The sequence below is a fragment of the Butyrivibrio sp. AE2032 genome, assembly GCF_000702965.1.
On the sequence record NZ_JNLF01000005.1, the window covers coordinates 277,496 to 300,870 of the forward strand.

A 23,375-nucleotide genomic window follows, 5' to 3' on the forward strand; every position below is an offset into this window, starting at 1 on the left:
TATTTACTTTGCCTTCTTGGGCCTCAATGCCTTTCCTACCTTCTTGTCGAACAGACTCAAAAGGAATGACACAGGAATCGCAAGTGCCAGTACCACGAGCGTGAAAAGCGGAACATCCTTGATATAGTAGATGGGCTTTATTCCTTCTTTGATCATGCAGTATCCGAACATGTGGATAAAGATGCCGTGAACGAGGTAAAGCTCGAGCGTGAACTTGCCGAGGAATCTCAGAACGGGATTTCCGATCTTAAGCTTCATGCTCAGGAGATAATAAAGCGACATGAACGCAAGCGTGTAAAGGACCTGGAATATCGAACCGATGAGGTCAGCCCTGTATCCGCTTGCCTCGGTCCATTGGATGTTATTGACCTGAAGATAGTATCCGCCCGCATTATCGGCGACATACCTTAATACCAGACAAAGAATTATGGTAATGGTCAGTCTTATCGGATAGAGCTTCTTGCAGCTTTCGAAAAACTTCTTTTCATATTTAGCCACAAGGATGCCGATGAGGAACATGTGAGCCGTATTAAACCACCATGTTCCGTATCTGAACCTGATGCAGAATATTATCCATCCCGCAGTACCCAATGCAACAACGAGTATCCCCAGCCAGTCCTTCTTTAAAAGACCGAATCCGATGTAGAAAAGGAGATACATGAGAAGCATGCACGGAATGTACCAGATATAAGGATTCAGCGTGTCGTGGCCTCCGACCTTGAACGGATTGACGACCTTGATCGGCATCTTCCTCATGTATCTGAAATAGACATATACGAGTGTGGTAAGGACAGCAGGGATTATCACAGGGAGCATCCTTACCGGTATGAAGCGCTTGAAGAAATCAGGCTTTGCCTTTGCGCTCTTGTAAAGACCGAATCCGGAACAGAACAGGAAAATAGCCACCATCGGGTAGCCTGCGGTCACAAAGATCTCGAGTCCCGGTCTTATGTATTTGGGATTGAGCCACGGAGCGCATGTAGCCTGCGAGATGTGATGGAACGCAATGATGACTGCGCAGAATCCCAGAAATGACTTCGTCTGATCAAAAGACATTATCTCGTCATTCCATTCATTTTTCGCGCAGAACTTCGCGCCGTAAACAAGCAGTACGGCCAGTGCGACATACCAGATATAGATCATAAAATGAGCCCCCTCTTAACAGGGCACCCCCGGCACCCTGCAGCTAAGATAATTCACAATCATTAATTGTATCAGATTAAGTCTCTTCTATGAAACCCTGTCTTGGGACAAGTCTCAACTCAAATGTCTCTCTGTATCTGATGTCCTTCTTGACCGGCTGTGACGTGATGTTATCCTTCGTCCTCTCGATCTCTTTCGACGCGAAATCGCAGAAGAACTCACAGAAATCATTATTCATGAGCTGTTCCTCATGCAGGAACTCGTTCATCTGTTCAGGTGTGTAAGGAAGTACCGTAAAGTCGAACTTTGGATTGTCGCCGAGTCTTCTGATCTCAACGGAATCGCCGTCACCGTTTGTGATCTTTACGATCTGCGTATCGGTGTGTGATGAGTTCTCGGCAGGTCTTGCGTAGGGGTGATAGATCTTCCCTGCTCCGGCAGAATAAACGCCGAGCCTTGCTGCGTTCTTACGGTCAACGTAAGATTCTCCGGGACCTCTTCCGTACCAGGAACATACGCAGTCGTTCTTAACGATCGGAAATCTTATACCGTATCTGACCATGTCATACTTAGGCTTGAAATCAAGCGTGACTCTCAGTATATCGGCCTGAGGGACCTCATAGAAAAGGATTACCTCACCGCTCATGGCAAACGACTTGTATCTCGATATCATCGTGAATTCGCCGTCCCTGGTGCTGTATTCGGAACCGATGAACCTGATGGAGTTCTGGATCTGCTCGTAATCGCTCTCCTTTGAGAATACGGTCCTTGCAAGGATAAAACTCCTGTCCGTTCTGTCGATGTTCGAAGGACAACGGTAGAAGCTCGGCGCGAGAGGTCCCTTAAGGAAATTAAATCCCGCTATCTCAAGGCTCTCCAGGCTGCCCGGTTCTCTCGAGAAACCGATCCTGAGACTGCCCTTTCCGACATAGAGACCGTGAGGTACGGTACTTACCGTGTTGTGCGTGATGACATCGACGATCTTCTCCTCTACGGGAGTTGCTCCGTCAGTAAATGCCACGCTGTTTGCCAGCTCGGCGCTGTTCTCGATCCTCTCGACCTTTCCGCTGTCATCTTCTGTAAGGAGCGCCTGGTCGTCATTGACCGCGAGGTCGCTGTCGATTCCCGTATCAAGACCGGGATTTGAAGAAACCTTCTTTCCCGAACCCAACTGTGCGACATTCTGCTGATTCTTATTGCCGCTTCCAAGGCCCTGAGCCGCTTCATATGTATCGCCGACAGGACTTGCTATCTTATCCGTAAGAACGTCCTGATAGAATGCGACCTCATAGCCTGCCTGCGCATAGTATGTGTCCTTATGGAGCTTGAGCGTGATATCGAATACGAGCTCTTTCGAAAGAGCATTCATGTACATCTCGATGAATTCAGCCTTGCCCTGAGCCCAGCCGGGTGTCGTGAATATCTCCGTGGCAAACGGGAACTTCAGCGTTCTCGAACCGAACGGTTCGATCTCGGGGATCATGCCTCTTCCCGACATGATGGCTCTTCCGCCGAGAAGTATCTTCCACTCCAGATCGAGTTCTTCGGTATAGCCGAACTGGTTGGAGTTGCGCATCGTAAGATTTGCAGGATCACCCGCATTCGAGAAGATAGCGATGGTCTGGCACTGCTTCTTGATATCCAGATATATAGGGTGCGGATTACGTTCAGCATCAACGATGCCCTGACCGATGCATGAATTCTCCTTCTGCTTTCCGCCGACGAGATCCGCATGGTGTATCCACTTGTAGAGAGTATCGTCATCGGTGAACCTTGTTCTGCCCGGTATGGTCTCGAAAAGGTTTCTTCCCGTCCTGTTGAGTCCGAAGATCTTCTTCCTGTCGAGGCAGAGATCTTCCCATGGTCCGAAGACAGCACCGGCATCACTCGGCATAGGCTTCATGTCAGAGACCTTGCCCTGTGTCCTTACCTTCTTGCCGTTGGCTGTTACGGGCTTTACCACTTCGCAGTACCACGGTCTCGTATCATCTATGAGAGTGCATTCCTGCTTAAATCTCAATGCCGTCTCGGGATTGTAGTTATATTTCTGTACACCCCACATAACGATGCAGGGGTGATTCATGCATGCTTCAACATAATCCCTCATGCAGTAATCAGCAGATGTGGCGATTACATACATGCCGTACTGGTCGCAGAGGTTTAAGAACTCATCAGACAGCGGCATGCCGTCGGCTATGACGCCGTTTATGCCTGCACGCTTCATGAGAATGATGTCCTGACGCATACGGTCCTGAGGGACAGCTATACCGCCCTGGGGATCGAATTCGTAGTATTTTACGAGCATGAGGTTAACGCGGCGGTCATTGACGTTGAGCTTGTCCTGAACGATCTCCGTCGTTCTGAAGCCGAATCTCTTCTTCTTTGCGCAGATGACCTTTCCTTCCGAATCCATCACCTCGAAAATGATGTCGTACTGCACGGGCGTGCAGTCAGACCACTGAGCGACGTCCAATGCCACGAAGTCTGTGCTCGCGCGTGTTTCTTTGAGAGCATCAACAACGCCCACTACAGGCTCGCTCTGCCCCTTGATGTTTACGAACGGCAGCTTATAGGGATCGTATTCGGCCCTGGCCTCAAGAAGCGAGATCCTGACCGAATAAGGGATCATGTAATTCGTATGATTGCGCATCGCGAAATCGACTTTTATCATGAAATCTCCGTGAGGCACACGTGATACCGACTCGCGGACTGCGAGAGAATCCATTTTCGCGACTTCGGAGATATAAGCAGAAGGCACATACTCGAGCTTGATATGAAGGTTTGACAGTTCGAGCAAGGAATCCTCAACGATCATTACCGGTCTGAATATACCGGAGAAACCGTAATTCATCATGTCGAGAATGATATGTCCCGTGTCGTCCCTGTCGTAACGGTTTACGATAATGGTTATCTGGTTGACGCCAGCTTCGACAAGGCCCGAGATAAGAAGTCTCTTGCGCGTGAAGATGGCATGAGAATTGCATAAGAGCTTTCCGTTGATGAATACCTTGAAGCTTCCGCAGATGCCGGATGTCTCAAGATAGAGTGCCCTGTCGATATCTTCGGGAGTAAACACGACAGTAGTCCTGTAGATGCCGACTTCATCATCCTCGTTGCCTGTTGACTTGAGGATATATTTGTCACTGATGGTCTCTTCTCTCCTTGCGGCATTCTCCGCAAGTCTCAAAGGATAATCGTAGATAAGGTTCTGGGGCAGGCCGAAGCCTTCCGTCTGCCAGGTTGAAGGACAATTGACGAGCGCCCATTCCGAGTCGTCAAAAGACGTGTTCATAACGCCGAAAGGTATCTCAGACTGCCCGCCTGCAAGATAGAATCTCCAGGTCGTAAGTTTCTTTAAGTAAGGTGATGCAACCTTGCCGAACTCCGGCATCTGTCGCTCGTTGAAAATATAGTCAAATGAATCGTAAGGCAAAAAGCCGTCGTTCGAATATGTGAATTCCAAGACATGTACCCCCTTCAGTAGCTTGTCCGATAATACGCTACGATAATTCTATCATTTTAAATAAAGGACAAAGTTTCAGGAGCGTTACAAAAACGGAGTAATTCTGTGGTAAACCTATGGCAATCGGGGCTCAGTACTGAATGCCTCCGACGACCCATTTATCGTTGATCTTAACGAAATAAACATGTGCATCAGTGGGTATTACTTCAGGCTCGCTCGAACCCCAGTACATCTGCATCCACTGCTCCACATAGATCTCCATGTAAACGACGTCGTCTGAGAATACGATACAATCCCTGATCTCCTCGTTGTGGATCGAGACGCTTCCGTGCTTGGTATAGAGTTCTCTTGAAGAATTCCTCTTGATGTAGCTCAAAGCCTGGCTTCCGCTCGGAAAATACTTGTCGAGAGCATTAGCTCCGGCATCCTGGGAGATGTAATTTGCGAAAGTCGAAGTAAAATTGATCGCATACTCGGAAAGTTCATCTTTTCCCTCAAAGTCCTTGATGAATCCTACCGTGTACGTATCTGACTTCTCATCGTAGATACAGCTGCAATTGTTTCCAAGGTAATCCTTCGCTGTTACGACGGGTTTTTTGTAAAGGCCTTTTACGAGGTAATTGGCAGTACCGGGGATAACCGCATAGGGGTCGACATACTGATTAAGCTCAGACGGGGTAACTTCGCCGTTCAGATATGAATCATTGAGTGCCACGCCGTTAACGAACACCGTATACGTCTCAGGAGCGGAGATATTGGCAGAGAACGAAGCAGCGGTATAAAACTCCAAAGACTCGCCCTTCCATGCCTTAAAGCCGAACGGAAGGTTTACGGACTTGTCTTCTTCGAGCTCAAATCTTGCCACAAGCAGTCCTTCCTCTGTCTTCACATAGTACTCCGGTTCATCTTCTCTTGATGTATCCGTCTCGGTATAGATAAAACTCTTTCCCTCGAGCAATGAAGCTATATAATCCTTGACCACGGAATCGTCTTCAAACTCGGTTACCGAGGGCTTGGATGACATGTTGTTCCAGATGTAATCGACATCGTGATCGTTGAAACGCGCTGTAATGGCTTCAGCTGTGTGATAAGGCAATGAATCCTGGTACTGGGCTTCGTAGTTAGCCGCAAAATCATTAAACCTTAATAGAAACCATGCAATGAATCCGGTGACAACGATAAGCCAGCAGATAAGGAAAACGAGAAAGAAATTGATCTTTCCCTTCTCCTTTTTCCCGTTGGAATTTGCTTTATCGTTCTTGTTTCCGGAGGTTTTCATTTAATTCACCGACACCTGCTGATCTGCAGCACCGCCGTCTTTCTGAGGCAGAATGATAAATGCAGTCGGCATCTGACGCGATACCCTTATGGAAGAACTCGATACAAGCTCTTCATCGTTGAGCCACATAGCAGAAGACATTCCGCCGTCGAGATTTGCGGCATTGACCGCACCGTATTCGAGCATTATGTCGATAAGGTCAGCCATCGTCGCACCCATGGATGAAGTCTTTCTTCCTTCGATAACGAGTAGAAGTATCGCACCGTCTTCTCTCTGGCCTATAGCGGATCTCGGGTTAAGTCCGCCGCCGCATCCGCTGTAGTTAGCAGCAACGCCGTTTACGATAAGCTCGGGACCGAAAGATACCGCATCCCTAACGCCGATATCGAGCGCATACTGAGCAGTCATCCTGCCTACAACGAGCACGTTGTCATTGGTCATGCCGTAGACTTCATAAGTACTGCCGGGGTTACCCATCCTGAGCTGGCCTTCAGAGATAACAATGCCTTCAGGCCATCCGCCGATTCCCATTCCGTTGGTATCTTCGTACTGTCCGCCGTTGATACCTCCGACGCCGCCGTACTTCTCGATGAGTTCCTTGAGCGTAAGACCTGCGCCGTTGTGATTATAGTTGTCGATCGTTGCGACCATGATCCTCGAAGGATCGTAGATAACGAGCATCTTTCCGTGATACATCGGGCCGCTGATATCGTGTACTTCGATGCCGTCTCCGTCGGGATCAAGCTCGTTTACGACTGCCGTATCAGCATTCGCATTTGCATTCTGCTGTGCCGCCATAGCATTGACGAGAGTTGTGTTTGTGATCTCATCAAATTCATGTGTCGTATTGCTGTTCATTATGGAATCGATCTCTTCATCGGAAAGGATCATCTTTGCAAGTATTCCGCCTGCCGAAGACTCCATTACTGAAGGAACGAACTGATCCCTCAGATGTGCCGAAGGACCTTTCATGATTATGCCCAGGAATGTATAGAAACCTGCAAGAACGATAACCAGAGTGGCAACAACCGTTCCGAGCAGTCTTCCAAAGCATTTAAGGGTGAACTTACCTGCCTTCTTTGCAAGCGCGATATTCTTTTCCCTGCGTATCTGAGCCTCAGCCTGCTCACGTTCTCTCTGCTCAATCTGTCGTGCGACCTGGTCCCTGCCGGCTCTTGCCACAGCAGGTTCAGCCTTCTTTATGGGACGCTGAGCAGGTCTTGATGCCTGCGGAGCATTCTTTCTCACCTGGGGATTCCTGACGATCTCGAGTTTCCTGTCGTCGTGCGGTCTGTTCTCAGTCCAGGTGCGGGGTTCTCTTACTTCGTAATCAACTCTGCCGGACTCTTCAGAAACACGGCCGCTCGCTGCGAGCACCTTTTTCGTTGCCGTGATCTCAATCTTGCGCTGTTCGGATATCTCAACCATGCGCTCAACGACCTTCATGGCCTCTTCCCTCGACATACCCTTCATGCGTCCGAGAAGTTCTTCCCTCTTTTCAGCCGGAAGTTCAGCTACTATCTTCCGGAATTTTGCAAGATTATCCGACTCCATATATACCTCGAAAAAATCGTTATTATCTTTTTTTAACGGTCAATTCGGAGTATAGCATAAGGGTTCTTTGACAAAGCCGGACGAAAACAAGATGTCAGCAAGATGTAATCTGTTTGTTATCTTGCTTAATATGATTACTGTTCTGCCTGGACAATCGAGAGCATTTCTTCCAGCTCAGAACTCAATTTTCACTCTCTTTTCTCTTTTTCCCAAAGTAAATAACAGAACCGATACAACTCATTATTATCACTGAAGAACTCACACCGATAATCATTCCGTCAATCCGGGCCTTTCTTACACTTGAATAGTACTGTTCACGCGATTCCTTATACCCGTCAAGAACTGTCTGAGAAGATTCGATTTTGCTGATATCAAAGACAATAATATATTTATCTGTTGAATGTGGGTAAATATCCGTAGCTTTAACTACCTGTTTTTCCGTTTTACCGTCGAAAGAAATCACCGCTTTTATATAATCTCCGTTTTCAAGAAGAATGCTTGTGCCGATATAATCATATCCATTAATATCTCCGCTTGAAGTTATTAAATCAGATATACTCCCATGTGAACCTGCTTCTATAACAACAGCATGTCCATATTGTTCAATAATCTCCGGTTCGTCAAAGACCAAAGTTTCAGAAATGATAATATCTTTATCAAAATGTCCGGAAAATCCTTTAGCATATTGATTATTCATCAAATATCCCAAAAGACCGCCGGCAGAAACTACAAGCAAACTGATTATCAGAAAAATAATTACATTTCTTTTCATTCTGCAGTTTTTCGTTGAACCGGAAGATACCCTTTACCTTGTAACACCGATTATCTTCGGCACGAATCCGATAACGAAATGGATAAGGATGCTGCCCCATACGGACTTGGTCTTCTCATAGAGATAACCTGTCGCTATGCAGAGTACGGCAGCACCGAACATCATGGGAAGTTCATAACCCATGTGGAGCACAAAGAAGAACAGTCCCGTCATCCATACGGAGAAATGCATATTGTATTTCTTGCAGGAAGCAGTGATGTTATCCTCTACGATACCCTTTACGAAGAGCTCCTGCAGGACTGCGCTGATGGGATAGAACCAGCGCATGTATGTTGTAAGATAAAGTCCGAACCACGGTCTTTCAGCGATCTCGGGGAAAAAGAAATTCTGAACAAAGCGGATGATCACAAGAATCACGATAAGTGAAACGCTGATTATACCCGCCGCGATGAGATCTTTCTTGAGCATCTCCTTTTTGGGAGTAAGGCATTCAAAGTGGATCTTGAATCTCGTAAAGAAAGCAAAGATGAGTGAAAGAACAATGAGATATCCTTCCATTATCCTCGTGAGGATATAAGCATTGTCCTCAACAAGGGACTGTCCCACTACAGAAGGAAAGATCTTAATCACAACAACCTGGCATGCCACCGCAACCAAAAGGAACAGCAGCGTAGCAAGTGCCGGAGTCAATCTCTTTCTGTGTGTCATCTTTATATCCCCTTTATGCAAAAAACTCTTTCTTTTGCAATTATCTAAACAAAAGAAAGAGTTTCTGACGTTTGGTGCTCAGAGACAGAATCGAACTGCCGACACGGGGATTTTCAGTCCCCTGCTCTACCGACTGAGCTATCTGAGCAAGAGATAGGCCGAACACCTTATAAAGTGTTCGGCCTAAAGTTAATGGCGACGCAGAAGGGGCTCGAACCCTCGACCTCCAGCGTGACAGGCTGGCATTCTAACCAGGCTGAACTACTGCGCCGTACCATTGGTGGAAACTACAGGGCTCGAACCTGTGACCCTCTGCTTGTAAGGCAGATGCTCTCCCAGCTGAGCTAAGCTTCCGTTAGCCACACCTTTATTCAAAGCGCGAATGAATTATAAAAAAAATCCGGAGCATTGTCAATATAGTTTTTCAAGAAAGTCAAAATCGGTTGAAACTCCGTATTTTCTGCCGTTTTCAGCTTATCGTCTCGAGTAATACAGGTAAAGATATGCCTCTCCCTCGCCCTCAAGAGTAACGATATAAACCACATTCTTGTTTGAATTCTCTTCGAGACGTACGCCAAGCACCCAGATAAACGAATCTTCCCTTGGATTAGGTTTGATTGTTACGCCGTTTAAGGCATCAGCTTCATACTGCTTATACTGGGTATAGTCAAACATCTCGCCTGCACCGCCGTATGTCTGTGCAATACGGATGATATAGTTATCGGCCTCACCATCCTTGATCCTGAGTCTTGCTTCGTATGCTGCGCGCATAAAAAGGAAGCCGACCTTGTTCATCTTTACGATCTCAAGATTCTCGTCACCGACGATGGCCACATGGTTTGTCCTCTCGATCAGTGCGGTGTTCCTGTCATAAACGAACCCTACCGCAAGGACTATTACCAATATCACGGTGATGATGATCAGGATGATGTCGCTCTTTTTCTTCATAATCAATCTACTCCATAAAGCTTCTTGCCGTTATCATAGGTTATTCGGGCGGCTTCATCAATAGTCACACCCTTTATCTCGGCGATCTTTTCGCACACAAACGGAACGTGGCACGGCTCATTTAACAGGCCCCTGTTCGGTTCAGGCGTAAGATACGGACTGTCCGTCTCTATTACTATACGGTCCCAGGGTGTATTAAGCGCCACTTCCGGCGTCTTCTTATTGTTTTTAAACGTTATGGGACCGTCAAAGCCCAGATAGAAACCCATCTTAACAAGCTCCTGCGAGGCCTCTAAAGAACAGGAACAGCAGTGGCATACTCCGGGAAGGCTCCTGAGCCTGCCCTCTTTATAAAAGCGTCTCAGGATGTCAAGGCAGTCGCCCGTAGCGTCCCTCTCATGAAGGATAAACGGAATATCGTACTCATAAGCAAGTATGAGCTGCTTTTCGAAGACTTCCCGCTGAATGTTCCTCTCGGAATGATCGTAGTAATAATCAAGACCGATCTCACCCAGAGCCATAATCTTTTTCTCTGAGCGGTGCTCCAGGCAGTCCCTCAGGAACTTCTCGGTATCATCCGTGTAATCCTTCGCCTCGTGCGGATGGACTCCCACAGAAGCGTACAGGGTAACCCCCGAGAAACCGTCAAGCCTGTTTGCCAGATCCACTGAAGCCTTCGAAGTATATTCGTTGTCTGCAGGAATGAGCACGGAAGTAACACCGGACGCCCTGCATCTTTGCAGGACGTCCTCTACTGAAGTGTTACCTTCTTTTTCATACCTGTTACTGTATATGTGAGCGTGAGTATCAAAAAACTCAGCGCTCCCGCTGTAATATACGGCTTCCTTCACAGTTCTTTACGAAATGTCAGAACCGGGCAGAACGGAATCATCGAACTCGACGACCCTGTAACCGTCACCATACTTGACCGAGAGGATCATGCCGTTGCTCTCAAGGCCCATCATCTTTCTGGGTTCAAGGTTTACAATCATCGCAAGAGTCTTGCCTACAAGCTCTTCAGGCTTATAGTACTTGGCGATGCCGGAAAGTACCTGTCTCTCGCCGAATCCGTCGTCGACCTTAAACTTCAGGAGCTTGTCGGACTTTTCGACCTTCTCGCAGGAAAGGACTTTAACGGCTCTCAGATCCAAAGCAGCGAAGTTATCGAACTTTGTAAGGGGCTTTAATGGCTCAAGATCCTTGCCCTTCTCCTCTTCTGCCGGGAACAGCTTGTTGAGCTCGTCGATCTCCTTCTCGATGTCGATCCTCGGGAAGAGTACTTCGCCCTTCTTGACAGTTACGTCAGCTGCAAGTCCGTGTCTTACCTTAGTAGACTCCCACGTGGTATTGGAAGCATCAGCACCGATCTGCTCATAGATCTTGGGGGATGTATGAGGCATAACGGGTTCAAGGAGAATAGCAACGCGTCTGATGGCATCAAGCAGGTTATAAAGAACAGCGGCAAGTCTGGGCTTGGCTGTCTCATCCTTAGCAAGCTTCCAGGGTTCGTTCTCGTCGATATACTTGTTTGCTCTCGCGATAACGCTGAAGATCTTGGCAAGACCGTCGGAGAAACGCATCGTCTCAAAAGTATCCGAAACATAATCGGGAAGCGCGTCGAGCTGCTCGAGCAGGTCGTTGTCAGAATCGTTGAAATCCTTCTCAACAGGCAGCGTTCCGTCAAAATACTTGATAGCCATCGCAACTGTCCTCGAAACAAGGTTTCCGAGATCATTAGCGAGGTCAGAGTTGATCCTTGCGAACATCTGCTCATTTGAATAAGGGCAGTCTGAACCGAATACCATCTCTCTTAAGAGGTGATATCTCAAAGCGTCAACGCCGTATCTCTCGCAGAGAACGAAAGGATCGACGACATTGCCCTTTGACTTGCTCATCTTTCCGCCGCCTTCGCCGAAAGTGATCCAGCCGTGGCCGTAAACCTTCTTGGGAAGGGGTTCTCCCAATGCCATGAGGAATGCAGGCCAGATGAGCGAGTGGAATCTTACGATCTCCTTCGCCATTACGTGCATGTCTGCCGGCCAGTATTTCTCGTAGTCATCATATGTGTCGTTCATGAAGCCAAGAAGCGAGATATAGTTCGTGAGAGCGTCCATCCAGACGTAAACATAGTGTCCCTCATCGAAAGTAACGGGGATGCCCCACTTAACGCTCGTTCTGGATACGCAGAGATCCTGCAGACCGGGCTCGATGAAGTTGTTGATCATCTCGTTGACTCTGGACTTAGGCTCCAGGAAATTCTTTTCGGGATCAAGGAGAAGTTCCTTAAGCCTCGGGCCGAACTCTGAAAGCTTGAAGAAATAAGCCTCCTCGGATGCTTCTGTAACTTCTCTTCCGCAGTCAGGGCACTTGCCGTCAACGAGCTGGCTCTCTGTCCAGAAAGACTCGCAGGGTGTGCAGTACTTGCCTGTGTAAGCGCCCTTGTAGATGTAACCGTCGTTGTAGAGCTTTTCGAACATGTTCTGAACGGTCTTGATATGATAATCGTCTGTTGTTCTGACGAATCTGTCGTACTTGATGCCGAGTGTGGCCCAGAGCTTCTTGAAGTTAGCGACGATCTCGTCTACATAAGCCTTAGGAGTGATGCCCATCTCCTGCGCCTTCTTCTCGATCTTCTGACCATGCTCGTCTGTACCTGTGGAGAACATTACATCATAGCCCTGCATTCGCTTCATCCTTGCGATAGCGTCGCAGGCGAGCGTAGAATAGCAATGTCCGATATGCGGATTGCCCGACGGATAGTAGATCGGTGTCGTGATGTAGAATGTCTTCTTTTCTGCCATGATGTTCCTCCTCGCGCATATATTATTAATATTAGAGCGCGTAATTAAATGATTATAGTGATTTGGGATGAAGTTTTCAAGAAGTGAGCAGCTATATCCCATCGTAAGCAAAGGCCCTTGCTGTGCTTTGGTAGTCTGAACCTGTCGATTTTCGGGCATATCAGACTACCATCTTGGACTTTTGGTAGTCTGAGGTACCGCTTTTAGGGCAAGTTCAGACTACCATGTGAGATTTTGGTAGTCTGAACCTGTCGATTTTCGGGCATATCAGACTACCATCTTGGACTTTTGGTAGTCTGAGGTACCGCTTTTTAAGCAAGTTCAGACTACCATGTGAGATTTGGGTAGTCTGAACCTGTCATTTTTCGGGCATGTCAGACTACCATCTTGGACTTTTGGTAGTCTGAAATACCGCTTTTTAAGCAAGTTCAGACTACCATGTTGAGATTTGGGTAGTCTGAACCTGTCAGTTCCAGAGCATCTCAGACTACCAGTTGAAAATCTGAAATCCCGCTTTTCGAGCATCTCAGACTACCAGATCAGGCTGAGAGAACGCGCAGCGCAATTGATAATATCAAGATAATTTCAAGACTCGTCTCAACTTTTGCAGATACTGCAAAAAGCCCTTAAAATCGCGCTTCCGGGCGTTTATCATTATCTATAGAAAGGAGATGACAGCTTGTGTCTGACACACTCGAAAGATTACAAACCAGATATGAGATCCTTCAAAAGACTATCAGGCAATTAGATAAAAAGCTGAAGTCATTTCCTGAAGGAAGGATAGAAATCAAGCACCACCACAAGGGAACGCATTATTGCCTGGCAGGCACCGGTCAGGGCGTGATCTACCTGGCTTCCAAGGAACAGGAGCTACTTGAACAGTTAATACAAAAGAGCTATTTGCTGAAGACGCAAAAAGCAGCCCTGGCTGAGGCAGAGGTGGTAAAAAAAGCTATTGATCACTACCCTGATATAATTCCAGAGAATGTATATGACGGCCTTACCCCTGAGCGCAAACTTTACGCCAAGCCGATCGTTCAAGATGATAACCAATACGCGGCAAAGTGGCAGTCAGAACCCTTCAAACCCAAGCCGTTCAAGGAAGATGCACCGGAATTTTACACACTCAGAGGCGAGCGGGTCAGGTCTAAGTCGGAGATAATCATTGCGGACAGGCTTTATGCCAAGGGAATCCCTTACAAGTATGAGTGCCCTCTAAAGGTCGGGAAAGAAATAATCCATCCGGACTTCACTATTCTGAGGCTGAGCGACCGCAAAGTGCTCTACCATGAGCATTCCGGGAAAATGACTGACCCCGAATATACAAAGGATATCCCGGAGCGCGCGAAAAAATACATGCGTGCCGGCATATTTCAGGGAGACAGGCTGTTCTACACTTTTGAGTCAGCGGATTGCCCTCTGGATGTAAAAGCCCTTGACGCTTTTATCGAAAAGAACTACCGCTAAAGTTCAGCTCTCAGAAGCGATCTTGTAAGCTTCCTTCTTGTTCATGCCAGTATATTCGGATACAATGGCAGCGATATCCTTTGAAGACATGCCCTTTTCCTTCAGCAAAGCGATAAGAGCAGTTCCGTCCCCTGCGGGAGCCATGGTCTTCTGTTCGAGAGGCTCAAGGCAGATACAGAATTCACCTCGGGGCTCGTTTGAGGCATAGTATGAGACAGCCTCCGAGACAGTCATCCTGAGCACTTCCTCATATTTCTTGGTAAGCTCGCGGCATAAAGAGATCTTCGAGGACCCAAAGCCGGCATCAAGCAGTTCATCCAGAAGTTTCTTCAGGCGGTGCGGAGCCTCGTATAAGACTATCGTCTCGCCGATCAACGTCAGAGCCTTCAGACGCTCACGCCTTTTCGAGCCCTCCGAGGGAAGGAATCCTTCGAAGTGGAAATATCTTGTATCAAGTCCGGAAATGCTCAAAGCTGCAGTGACCGCTGACGGCCCGGGGATAACGGACACTTCAATGCCGTTTGCAGCAGCAAGCGAAGCGAGATCCGCACCCGGATCGCTTATGGCCGGCATGCCCGCATCGGATACCTGGGCGACGTTAAGTCCCTGCTTTAAAAGATCAAGTATGCCGTTGCCGCTGGCAGCCTTGTTGTGCTCATGGTATGCGATGAGGCGCTTTCCTGTAATGCCGAGCTGCGATAAGAGTATTCCCGTGACGCGCGTATCCTCACAGGCTATCACATCCGCACTTGAAAGGACCTCGCAGGCGCGGGGCGACATGTCATCAATATTACCGATAGGTGTTCCGACTAGATAAAGCAATCTGAGTGTTCCTCCTCATATATATGTGCCGCTCTTGCTGTAAGGGATGAACTTTCCTCTTCATTGATGAACAGCGGCGGCAATACTTTAAACTCCGCATTTGGCGCGCCCTTCTTCCCTGCTATCAGAGCAAGGAAAGCATCCTTTGAAGCATTCGCATGAACAGTCAGCAGGCGCACAGGCGTGATCTTGTATTTTGCATAGAGCGAAAAGACTTCCGGCACCCTGTCAGGACTTATGCACATGACTGCATAGCCTCCGCTGGTGCGGGTGCGGAGAGACTGAACGCGGATAAAATCCTCAAGGACACCGCGATCAGCAAAACGCGCACTCTTCTCGTGCTCTGACTTGACAGAAGCATCCGTGACAGAGCCTTTGGTCCCGTCGTAAAACGGCGGATTCATGAAGACCACATCGTAAACCTTGTTCTTGATCTCAGCGGGAAGGTCGCGGATGTCGCAGTTATAAGCAGTGATACGGTCTGACAAGTTATTGAGTTTTATATTCTCGCAGAAGACCTTATATGCAAGCCCGACGAGCTCTACGCCGTCTATGTGCGCATTTTGGCAGCGGGCAGAAGCGAGCAGAGAGACTCCGCCGGTACCGCTCCCAAGCTCAAGCATTTCGCTAAGCTTTCCCTGCCTTACAAACGAAGCGGCAAACCAGGCCAAAAGAACGCTCGCGGTATCGAGCTTATAGCAGTCCTTGTGCTGCAGCAGCATGAACCCGCTGCGCCCGAGATCTTCAGGCACGATATTTTCGCCTTCGACATTGATAACCAAAGAATCAGACAACCGCCTTTACCGCCGTTCTTAATGTGATATTTATGTGATACAGGATATTATACATTTATTTGGCGAATACGCTGTCACTTCTCATCCCGATCAGTTCGATCTTTAACGCGCCAATGCGGCTTCTTATCTTCTCTTCTTCGATCTGAAGAGTCCTGAGATCGTAGTCGGCCTCCCGTCTCTCTTTTTCGGGAACGGAATTGACATATTCATACGAATAGGAATATGCCGTCTTGGCGGCATCGAGCTTATCCAGACGGACACCAAGGCCGCTCTGTTTTTTCTTATTGAGCATGAGTTTAGTCAGAGCGTTTGTGAGATCTCTCACCTTTACAAAGAAATCTTTGTCTTGCGCACTGACGCGTTCCTCGGCATCCTTCGTAAGGCCTTCAAGCTTACGGATCAATTCTATCGAGAGATCTTTTGAATAATCGACATCGCTTATCTTGGTCCACCTGCCACAGCAGAGGATCCTTCCGAGACAGGCATCAAAATCAGACGGCTCCTGCATCAGGACATGCGACAGTCTTTTGTCTGCTTCTGCGAAATATCCTGCGTTCAGAGCGTTCAGCGCTTTCTCGAGCGGAAGGCCGAAAAACAATGAGACACCATAAGCCACACCGCAGTGTTCACAGCGGTATACGCGCCCTGAATCATCGAGGGACAGTTTTGCGCCGCACTTGTCGCAGGCAACATCTTTCTCCGGAACGGCAGAAGTAACGGTATTGACATCTCCGGACACCACGGATTCCCGGGCAGTTTTTGAAGAATTTTTCAGTTCAGGCAATGAGTTCTTTAATAGCAAGAACTTCTTTTTATACTCTTCGATTCCTGTTTCCTCTTTCCTTGATGCAACCGTCTTTGCTGACATACCGACATTAGCAACATGACGGTATTTATCTATAGCAGGATCGCCTTTACGCTTCAGGCCCATCAGCATTAAGGCGACAAAGATGAATCCGGCGATCATATAACCGGCAATATAATTCAAAAGAGCAAAATCAGTCAGACAGCCCAATATCCATAAGATCACACCCCCGCCTAACAGGATCGCGCCTATAGTAAAGCCCAGCGCTTTTAACGAGTCATAACCCGAGACAACTTCAGAGGCTTCATCAAAACTTTTTCTTGTTGCTCCCGAACTTACCTCTTTTTTTACATCTCCTGACTTTTTGATTTCCGCGCCCAGTTCAGCCAGTTCCAAAAGACCTTCGAAAAATGCTTTTTCCCCGGAAGCGGAATTATCCTTCGCCATGTTGACTGCTTCTCTTATCTTTTCAATATCCTTATCCCTGAAGACAGCCGGATCCTCAAGCTCATCAAAAGATGATACGCCTGCCTCACAAAGCACGATGCCTAATAATGCATCGAGATCATGAGGGGCATCAGCCAATACCAGTTCGTACTTTTCCCTGGCGAGTTCAAAAGCTTTTTGCTCCAGACTTGCATTTGCCTGGCTGAACAGTTCATCACGGTGGAAAGTTGCGCTTTGGAACCTGGTACCGCAAAAAGGACAGTCAAAAAACTCCTGATCCTCATCAAAGCTCAGGACACCTCCACACTTAACGCAGGAATAACTTTTTAAAAATGCCATTTCAGATCAGCCCTTGTTCCCCTTGCCCCGGCTATAACGCCGCTGTACCAGACACCAAACTGATTATACTAATAATTTGTCAGGAGTGATATATCAGGGGCCTGAAATGGTCTGATCCTCATCAGATTATTTCTTTAATCTGTTTAAAGCATCCTGCATCTTTTTATTCTCTGCGCGTTCTTCGGCACGTGTGATAATGGTGCTTGCAACGGTACATACAACAAAACAGATAATGAAAGATATCCATGCCCACATCTGCCCTACAGGGAACCAGTCGAAAACCAGGACCATTACGACAACGGCAATCGACGCAGTCGTGAAGAACAGGATATTGCGGAGTAAAAGAGGCATGTTCTTTATAAGCAGGTCAGTATTGAAAATGGTATCAGCTGCCACACAAACAACTGACAACAGCAGGAACTGCATCAATGTTGCAAGCGAGATCCCGCCGGAGCCCAAAGAGAAAATCGAAGATACACTCTGTGCTTCATCGCCGATGAAATAACTTATTCCGGCAATTATGAGGACTACCGTTCCGAAGATCGACAGTAACTGTTTAATATAATCAAATACACTCTTTTTGTCTTCCATTACCTTAACCCCAGCTTTCTTCTCAACTCATCAGAGTACATGCGCGAAACAACGATCTGTTCACCGTTTTGCAGGGTGATGCGGATCTTGCGGTTTACATCAGTCTTCAGGCTCTTTATCTTTCTGAGATTTACGATACTCTGCTTACTGATGCGAAGGAAATCACGTTCGACCAGCTGCTGCTCGAGTTCATAGAGCTTAAGCTCAGACTCATAGTTTTCGCTGTTCGTATATATAAATGTCTTGCGGTCAACTGCTTCGATATAAAGTATCTTATCCGTATCGAGAAGATACGTCTCATTATCTTTCCTGACCGCGATCTGCATGTCGATCATGCGCATCATGGCGACCATCCGCTCAATGTCATTGTTCAGATGAGGCGCTTTGATGATGACTTCTATGTCATCGTATTTTCCGTCAATGTCGAGATTGATCTTCATTATTCAAGTCCTTTTTTCTTGAATGCCGCGAAAAAGAGCACCAGTGCAAGCATTGCATTTACGGCAATAATCACAAGGCTCTCCGGCTTTATCCCGTCAAATGTCATGTTGTTCAGCAAGACTCTTATCTGCTGCGTGTAGAAGATCCTTGCCACTTTTTCTATTTTATCATTGAACATTGCGAGCATGGGCGCGAAGGAAAAAATCAGCATGACAGGCATAACCAGAGAAGTTGATACCATCTGGTTTGGGGAAAATATTCCTATGCATGCGCCGGCAGCGATCGAGATGATGAATCCTGCGGCCATTACTCCAAGAAAGAACGGAATGTCTTTGGCAGGAAGAGACGTTGACATCACACCTGCGCCTGCCATGCATATCATCCAGACATATGCGCCGATACCAGCAAGGTATTCCCATGGCTTTACATTAGCCATCATGAGAACGCGGAGAGTATTCTTTTCCTTCTCTTCCGAGATGATCGCAGCGACAGAAGTCAAAGGCGCCATTCCCATGTACATTACTGAGAACAGTTTGGTGAAGAACAGTTCCGGCATATCAGGAATATGTATCGTTTTTTCGAAAATAAGTGCAAGCACAGGAAACATTACAAACTGGATAAGGACAGTCTTATTCTTGAAAGTATCCTTCAGTTGCTTTTTTATGATCACACCGATGTTACGCATACTTAGCCTCCTCATCCGCTTCAAGTTTTCTTCCCGTAAGTTCGAGAAATACACTCTCTAACGTCGGTTCAGAAGAATGTATCGTCTCGATCTTCCCCTGCTCAAGCAACCGGCTGATCACAACTGCTGAATCTGATTCCTGTTCAAGTCCGATATCTTCACCTGATGTCAAATGGATGTTGATCTTTTTTTGATGGTTATATCTTCTGCATATCTCATCAGGCGCACCATGTTCTATGATCCTGCCTTCATTGAGCAAGGCAACTTCACCGCAGAGAACACTTGCCTCTTCCATGTTGTGAGTGGTAAGGAAGACAGTGCATCCTCTCTCCTTCTGTTCGATTATCAGCTTATGGATATATTTCATCGTCATCGGATCAAGACCGCTCGTCGGCTCATCCAGGAAAAGGATCTTAGGAGAGATCATCAGGACTCTTGCGAGCCTCAGTCTTGCACGCATACCCTTGGAGAGCTTCATAGCAGGTCTTTTTGCTGCTTCCGCAAGACCCACTGCTTTCAGAGTCTTATCGATCTCAGAATAAGGAACACCATAAATATCAGCAAAGATCTTCAGGTTATCACTGCATGACATGCGCTCATAGATACCGTGATCATCCATCATGATGCCAATCTGTTTTTTATCGGCACCCGTCAGGTCTTTGACGTTTTTTCCGAGTACATTTACTTCACCTTCATCGGATACGAGCTGACCGGTGATTATCTTTATCAGCGTAGTCTTTCCGGCGCCCGAAGGTCCGAGCAAACCGAATATCATGCCCGGCCTGATATCAAGATCGATACCGGAGAGAACTTCCCTGTCCGCAAAACTCTTGCAAATGTTTTTCGCTTTAATCATAATGCTCTCCTTTGAACTATGCTGGCACAAAACTAACAAAGTCAGGAAGTGCATTCAATATGTCATTACGTGAGTTGCCGTTTGCGTGTATCAAGTTGCACAGATAAGCACTTTATCGATCTGAGGCTTTCGAACTTCAGGTCTATTCAAGATATATATCTTATATACTATCCATCGTATGATGCGAAATGATCATCCTGTCATTAACGGTTATTATCCCTATCAGATTCTTACCGTAGGATACGACGGGAGGAACGAATGTTATGTCATCTATCCTGACCGCACCGTAGTCAGTCTTTATGCAGGCTCTCATCAGATTAGTGATGCTGAGATCCCTTTTCTTTTTCCCGTATGTCATGATGTCCGCAAATCTTGAAGTCAGCTTTGTATGGAAAGCGCCGCAAGCTTCCAGGCTCAGACTATCAATGAGCGCCGGATCGAATTCACCTGTAAAATGAAGAACGCTGTATCTCATTACAGGATCAGCGAGATTCTTCTTCATGAGCGAGTTTATCCTGACTGCATTTTCCGCAATGCTCAAGCTGTCATCGTATCTGTATTTCACATGGATACCAGTCGCAAAATTACCCATGGTCCGCTCATCTTTGAGCCTGCCGTCAACAGCAAATCCCACATCGCGCAAACCAGGCATGTCCTTGAGCCAAACGGCTGTCAGATAAGACGTCAGAGAACATCCGCATCGCTTACATTCGTCGAGCATGGCATTGAGTTCTTCACTGCCGTATTCCTCAATGACAGTCTTAGTCTTATGTTCATGCCAGAAAGCATCATATGCGCTGTCCATATCTTCGTATGTAAACACACGCCTCATCTTCTTCCATTTTCTGTTCCACGACCTGATGAAAAGTCTGTAAAGAAAAGGCAGCCTGCCCGCTTCTGGAAGCGCTGACACAGGAAGATTATCGAACGGAACTTTTCTTACTTCTTCACCTGCAAGTATGCTCATGAATGTCTCAATGAAATACAGCAGAGACTTGCCGTCACCGCCAAGATGATGCATAAGGAATACAAGCCCGTCAGGCGAATGAAATCCCCTTATGTATTCCCCGTTCTCTATCCTGAAACGGACACGCTCATTTTCGAAGATCAGGTCTTCAAAGCCGAGTCCTGTCTCAGTAAAACTGCTCAGGGGATCAGGACACTCAACATAATAAGCATCACCGTTTTCCTCGATCACGATCCCGGAGTTGAGTATCTCATATGTTGAGACGGCCTTGCGGAAAGCCATTTCGAGCTGATGGAAAGAGACTTCTCCTATGATGCGCACGCGCATGGCTATCACCATGCTCACGTCGAAAAGGTTCTCCCTTTCCGTTTCGATCCTATATCTCATATATAGGGCTTCAGCATCCCGAGCCAGATCTTCATTACGAGCCTGTGAGGGGTTATCTTGCTAAGAAATCTCATGTAGCTGTAATAGAACGAACAAACGGAAACGTCCTTTCCCCTGCGGCAGTCCTTCAGCGCGCAGTCGACTACTCTTGAAGGCGGAACGATACCGGGATACTTTATCTCTTTCCCGTTATTCGTTTTCGGGAGCATTTTCGTATCGACCCATCCGGGGCAGATAGCCATACAGTTAATATCCTTATTCTCTGCATTGAGGCTTCTTGTAAATGACAGGAGATATGCCTTGCTCGCTGAATAAAGCGCAATATAAGGATTAGGCTGGAAAGCAGATGCCGATGCTACGTTCAGGATATAAGAGCCTTTTTCCATGAATGGTAGTGCAGCTCTGCTGATCAATGTAGCTGCCTTGTCGTTGATATCCAGAAGATCGCTTATCTCTTCGAGCGTGAACTCCGATACCGGGCCGAGCTTTGCGACACCTGCATTATTGACTAGATACTTAATGGAAGGTTTCTCATTAATTATCATCCTGCAGAATCCGAACAGCTCATCCTTATCTGAAAGATCCACTTTAAACGGAATGATCTTATCACCGTATCTTTCCTTCAAGGACTCGAGCTTGGCTTCGCTCCTGCCTACTGCCCATATCTGATCGGTCTCATCCAGAAGTCTTTTTACGAACTCCTCACCGATGTCTCCTGTTGCGCCTGTGATGATCGCTATCATAAATCAGTCCTCCAAAAGCACTCTGGCGAGGTCAGAAGAGCTGATCATGACAGAGTCTGCAGTATAAAGGCTCTTAACGGCATAAAGGTATACGACGCCCCAGTAGAACTCCGAAAGCTTGCGTGCGCTGCCTGATACGACTGTGCCCTCTTTCTGTCCCTGTCTGATTATCTTCTCCGTAGTCTTATAGAATGTCTGATCTGCTTCACCCTCAAGGATCCTCTGGGTAAAGAGTGCGATCCCGGCAGCGAACATCTCATCTACCTTCAGACTCTTGATAACGTATTCCGACATCTTCTTTATCTTCTGGTCGGCAGGAAGAGGAAGCTTTGCGAGCATCGTCAGCTTGTCATTTTTGGCAATCTTATCCGATATCGCAAATATCTCCGAATACAGCTCTTCTTTTGACTTGAAATATATGTAGATGGTGCCCTGGGCGATACCGATGTGTTTTGACAGATCACTTATCTTCGTTCCCGCAAAACCGTTCCTGGCAAAATACAGGACCGACTTCTTCACTATGAGATTCTTTGTCTCTTCCCTTATCTCCTGACAACGTTCCTGTGACTTAGGCATGGCTGCTCCTTTATGAATGAATTTTTATTCATCCATAAATTAACACGCAGGCAAAAGAGTGTCAAGGTGTTAAAAATGCAACATCATATCTCAGACACAAGCACCCTCAATAAAAACTATTAAACTAATACAAATCAGACATTCAAAAACACGAATGATATCAATAATCCCAATATAAGGATTACGTCTATTACACTAGCAACTCCAAAAATTATCATGTTTGATTTGCCTTTTATTCCTTGTTTGGTTTTTATAATAAAAAACAATAAAGATAATAGCAAAGAAAAAGCAACTCCAACCACAGCACCCACTACTTTTGCACTATTTACTCTGGTGGTATATTTTTCTCGCGACTGTTTATATTCAGATAGAATAGTTTGAGCATTGTCCAATCTGCTTATATCAATAGTTGGAATATCAAAAGGCTCTGCGTCTTCTTTAATTGAAACAGCTATATCAATATAATTTCCATCATCAAGAACAAATGAAGTGTCTATATACTCATATCCCAATTCATCGCCCCAATAATCAACTTTATCGCTTATATAACCTGTCACCCCTGCGGGTAATATTACTGAAGTGCCAAATTTTTCTGTTGTATACACATCATCCAATATCACATCTTCTTTCAGTACTACTTGCTTTCTATAATATTGGCATATCTCAAACTTACTGTATGTGTTAGCACTCAATACTCCCAAAGGAATACTCAAAACAAACATCAACACCACTGGTATTACTAATACTTTTTTCTTACTCATTCTTTTGTAGAATACAGATATAAAAC

General features: G+C 46.6%; 21 protein-coding genes and 3 tRNA genes. 1 reads left to right on the plus strand and 23 read right to left on the minus strand.

Going from position 1 to position 23,375, the window contains the following annotated elements:
- Positions 1-3 precede the first annotated feature (3 nt).
- The 12 genes from BO18_RS18965 to metG form a co-directional block, all read right to left on the minus strand.
- The gene (locus tag BO18_RS18965; protein ID WP_034448974.1) at positions 4-1,143 is read right to left on the minus strand and encodes an acyltransferase family protein; all 1,140 of its coding nucleotides are present in this window, start codon (positions 1,141-1,143) and stop codon (positions 4-6) included.
- 76 nt (positions 1,144-1,219) lie between these two features.
- Positions 1,220-4,606 carry a glycoside hydrolase family 2 TIM barrel-domain containing protein gene (locus BO18_RS18970; RefSeq protein WP_034448975.1) on the minus strand — a complete coding sequence of 1,129 codons (3,387 nt, stop codon included), beginning with the start codon at positions 4,604-4,606 and terminating at the stop codon, positions 1,220-1,222.
- 130 nt (positions 4,607-4,736) lie between these two features.
- Entirely contained in the window at positions 4,737-5,885 is a 1,149-nt protein-coding gene (locus BO18_RS18975; RefSeq protein WP_034448976.1) for a hypothetical protein, read from the minus strand.
- Positions 5,886-7,439, minus strand: coding sequence for a phosphodiester glycosidase family protein (locus tag BO18_RS33095; RefSeq protein WP_051688943.1), 1,554 nt, complete (start codon positions 7,437-7,439; stop codon positions 5,886-5,888).
- Between the two features lie 181 nt (positions 7,440-7,620).
- Complete coding sequence (locus BO18_RS18985) at positions 7,621-8,211, minus strand: hypothetical protein (RefSeq protein ID WP_034448977.1); 591 nt, start codon at positions 8,209-8,211, stop codon at positions 7,621-7,623.
- Between the two features lie 33 nt (positions 8,212-8,244).
- Positions 8,245-8,919 (minus strand): CPBP family intramembrane glutamic endopeptidase, encoded by a 675-nt coding sequence (locus tag BO18_RS18990; RefSeq protein WP_034448978.1) that lies wholly within the window; start codon positions 8,917-8,919, stop codon positions 8,245-8,247.
- Positions 8,920-8,991: 72 nt separating this feature from the next.
- A tRNA-Phe gene (locus BO18_RS18995) sits at positions 8,992-9,067 on the minus strand.
- A 45-nt stretch (positions 9,068-9,112) separates the two neighbouring features.
- A tRNA-Asp gene (locus BO18_RS19000) sits at positions 9,113-9,190 on the minus strand.
- Between the two features lie 7 nt (positions 9,191-9,197).
- Positions 9,198-9,273: transfer RNA gene (locus tag BO18_RS19005), tRNA-Val, on the minus strand.
- A gap of 120 nt (positions 9,274-9,393) precedes the next feature.
- Positions 9,394-9,867, minus strand: a complete 474-nt coding sequence (locus BO18_RS19010; RefSeq protein WP_034448979.1) for a hypothetical protein — start codon at positions 9,865-9,867, stop codon at positions 9,394-9,396.
- Positions 9,868-9,869: 2 nt separating this feature from the next.
- A complete protein-coding gene (locus BO18_RS19015; RefSeq protein WP_051688944.1) occupies positions 9,870-10,718 on the minus strand; it encodes a TatD family hydrolase in 849 nt (282 codons plus the stop codon).
- Between the two features lie 6 nt (positions 10,719-10,724).
- Positions 10,725-12,668: a methionine--tRNA ligase gene (metG, locus tag BO18_RS19020; RefSeq protein ID WP_034448980.1), complete on the minus strand. Its 1,944-nt coding sequence runs from the start codon at positions 12,666-12,668 to the stop codon at positions 10,725-10,727.
- A gap of 681 nt (positions 12,669-13,349) precedes the next feature.
- On the opposite strand from metG, the gene BO18_RS19025 reads away from it, so the two are divergent.
- Positions 13,350-14,135: a hypothetical protein gene (locus BO18_RS19025; RefSeq protein WP_034448981.1), complete on the plus strand. Its 786-nt coding sequence runs from the start codon at positions 13,350-13,352 to the stop codon at positions 14,133-14,135.
- Between the two features lie 3 nt (positions 14,136-14,138).
- Here BO18_RS19025 and rsmI read toward each other — a convergent pair whose 3' ends face one another.
- From rsmI to BO18_RS19080, 11 genes are all read right to left on the minus strand, one after another.
- Entirely contained in the window at positions 14,139-14,957 is an 819-nt protein-coding gene (rsmI, locus tag BO18_RS19030; protein WP_034448982.1) for a 16S rRNA (cytidine(1402)-2'-O)-methyltransferase, read from the minus strand.
- The gene (locus tag BO18_RS33100; protein ID WP_051688945.1) at positions 14,945-15,751 is read right to left on the minus strand and encodes a tRNA1(Val) (adenine(37)-N6)-methyltransferase; all 807 of its coding nucleotides are present in this window, start codon (positions 15,749-15,751) and stop codon (positions 14,945-14,947) included. The genes rsmI and BO18_RS33100 overlap by 13 nt, the downstream gene beginning before the upstream one ends.
- 55 nt (positions 15,752-15,806) lie before the next feature.
- Positions 15,807-17,342, minus strand: a complete 1,536-nt coding sequence (locus BO18_RS19040; RefSeq protein ID WP_034448983.1) for a hypothetical protein — start codon at positions 17,340-17,342, stop codon at positions 15,807-15,809.
- A gap of 126 nt (positions 17,343-17,468) precedes the next feature.
- Positions 17,469-17,933, minus strand: a complete 465-nt coding sequence (locus BO18_RS19045) for a DUF3021 family protein (protein WP_034448984.1) — start codon at positions 17,931-17,933, stop codon at positions 17,469-17,471.
- Positions 17,933-18,373: a LytTR family DNA-binding domain-containing protein gene (locus BO18_RS19050; protein WP_034448985.1), complete on the minus strand. Its 441-nt coding sequence runs from the start codon at positions 18,371-18,373 to the stop codon at positions 17,933-17,935. Before BO18_RS19050 ends, BO18_RS19045 begins: the two co-directional genes overlap by 1 nt.
- Positions 18,373-19,059 (minus strand): ABC transporter permease, encoded by a 687-nt coding sequence (locus tag BO18_RS19055; protein ID WP_034448986.1) that lies wholly within the window; start codon positions 19,057-19,059, stop codon positions 18,373-18,375. The genes BO18_RS19050 and BO18_RS19055 overlap by 1 nt, the downstream gene beginning before the upstream one ends.
- Complete coding sequence (locus BO18_RS19060; RefSeq protein WP_034448987.1) at positions 19,052-19,915, minus strand: ABC transporter ATP-binding protein; 864 nt, start codon at positions 19,913-19,915, stop codon at positions 19,052-19,054. The genes BO18_RS19055 and BO18_RS19060 overlap by 8 nt, the downstream gene beginning before the upstream one ends.
- Positions 19,916-20,075: 160 nt before the next feature.
- On the minus strand, positions 20,076-21,269 hold the full coding sequence (locus tag BO18_RS19065) for a hypothetical protein (protein WP_034448988.1): 1,194 nt from the start codon (positions 21,267-21,269) through the stop codon (positions 20,076-20,078).
- Positions 21,266-22,012: an SDR family NAD(P)-dependent oxidoreductase gene (locus tag BO18_RS19070; protein WP_034448989.1), complete on the minus strand. Its 747-nt coding sequence runs from the start codon at positions 22,010-22,012 to the stop codon at positions 21,266-21,268. The genes BO18_RS19065 and BO18_RS19070 overlap by 4 nt, the downstream gene beginning before the upstream one ends.
- A gap of 3 nt (positions 22,013-22,015) precedes the next feature.
- Positions 22,016-22,588: a TetR/AcrR family transcriptional regulator gene (locus tag BO18_RS19075; RefSeq protein WP_034448990.1), complete on the minus strand. Its 573-nt coding sequence runs from the start codon at positions 22,586-22,588 to the stop codon at positions 22,016-22,018.
- Between the two features lie 134 nt (positions 22,589-22,722).
- Positions 22,723-23,349 carry a hypothetical protein gene (locus tag BO18_RS19080; RefSeq protein ID WP_185752513.1) on the minus strand — a complete coding sequence of 209 codons (627 nt, stop codon included), beginning with the start codon at positions 23,347-23,349 and terminating at the stop codon, positions 22,723-22,725.
- Positions 23,350-23,375 lie beyond the last annotated feature (26 nt).

What these genes read in the sequence shown, in the direction of transcription:
- BO18_RS18965 (WP_034448974.1), bottom strand. Translation starts at nt 1,143, where the DNA reads ATGATCTATATCTGGTATGTCGCACTGGCCGTACTGCTTGTTTACGGC.
- BO18_RS18975 (WP_034448976.1), bottom strand. Translation starts at nt 5,885, where the DNA reads ATGAAAACCTCCGGAAACAAGAACGATAAAGCAAATTCCAACGGGAAA.
- BO18_RS33095 (WP_051688943.1), bottom strand. Translation starts at nt 7,439, where the DNA reads ATGGAGTCGGATAATCTTGCAAAATTCCGGAAGATAGTAGCTGAACTT.
- BO18_RS18985 (WP_034448977.1), bottom strand. Translation starts at nt 8,211, where the DNA reads ATGAAAAGAAATGTAATTATTTTTCTGATAATCAGTTTGCTTGTAGTT.
- BO18_RS18990 (WP_034448978.1), bottom strand. Translation starts at nt 8,919, where the DNA reads ATGACACACAGAAAGAGATTGACTCCGGCACTTGCTACGCTGCTGTTC.
- BO18_RS19010 (WP_034448979.1), bottom strand. Translation starts at nt 9,867, where the DNA reads ATGAAGAAAAAGAGCGACATCATCCTGATCATCATCACCGTGATATTG.
- metG (WP_034448980.1), bottom strand. Translation starts at nt 12,668, where the DNA reads ATGGCAGAAAAGAAGACATTCTACATCACGACACCGATCTACTATCCG.
- BO18_RS19040 (WP_034448983.1), bottom strand. Translation starts at nt 17,342, where the DNA reads ATGGCATTTTTAAAAAGTTATTCCTGCGTTAAGTGTGGAGGTGTCCTG.
- BO18_RS19045 (WP_034448984.1), bottom strand. Translation starts at nt 17,933, where the DNA reads ATGGAAGACAAAAAGAGTGTATTTGATTATATTAAACAGTTACTGTCG.
- BO18_RS19050 (WP_034448985.1), bottom strand. Translation starts at nt 18,373, where the DNA reads ATGAAGATCAATCTCGACATTGACGGAAAATACGATGACATAGAAGTC.
- BO18_RS19055 (WP_034448986.1), bottom strand. Translation starts at nt 19,059, where the DNA reads ATGCGTAACATCGGTGTGATCATAAAAAAGCAACTGAAGGATACTTTC.
- BO18_RS19060 (WP_034448987.1), bottom strand. Translation starts at nt 19,915, where the DNA reads ATGATTAAAGCGAAAAACATTTGCAAGAGTTTTGCGGACAGGGAAGTT.
- BO18_RS19065 (WP_034448988.1), bottom strand. Translation starts at nt 21,269, where the DNA reads ATGAGATATAGGATCGAAACGGAAAGGGAGAACCTTTTCGACGTGAGC.
- BO18_RS19070 (WP_034448989.1), bottom strand. Translation starts at nt 22,012, where the DNA reads ATGATAGCGATCATCACAGGCGCAACAGGAGACATCGGTGAGGAGTTC.
- BO18_RS19075 (WP_034448990.1), bottom strand. Translation starts at nt 22,588, where the DNA reads ATGCCTAAGTCACAGGAACGTTGTCAGGAGATAAGGGAAGAGACAAAG.
- BO18_RS19080 (WP_185752513.1), bottom strand. Translation starts at nt 23,349, where the DNA reads ATGAGTAAGAAAAAAGTATTAGTAATACCAGTGGTGTTGATGTTTGTT.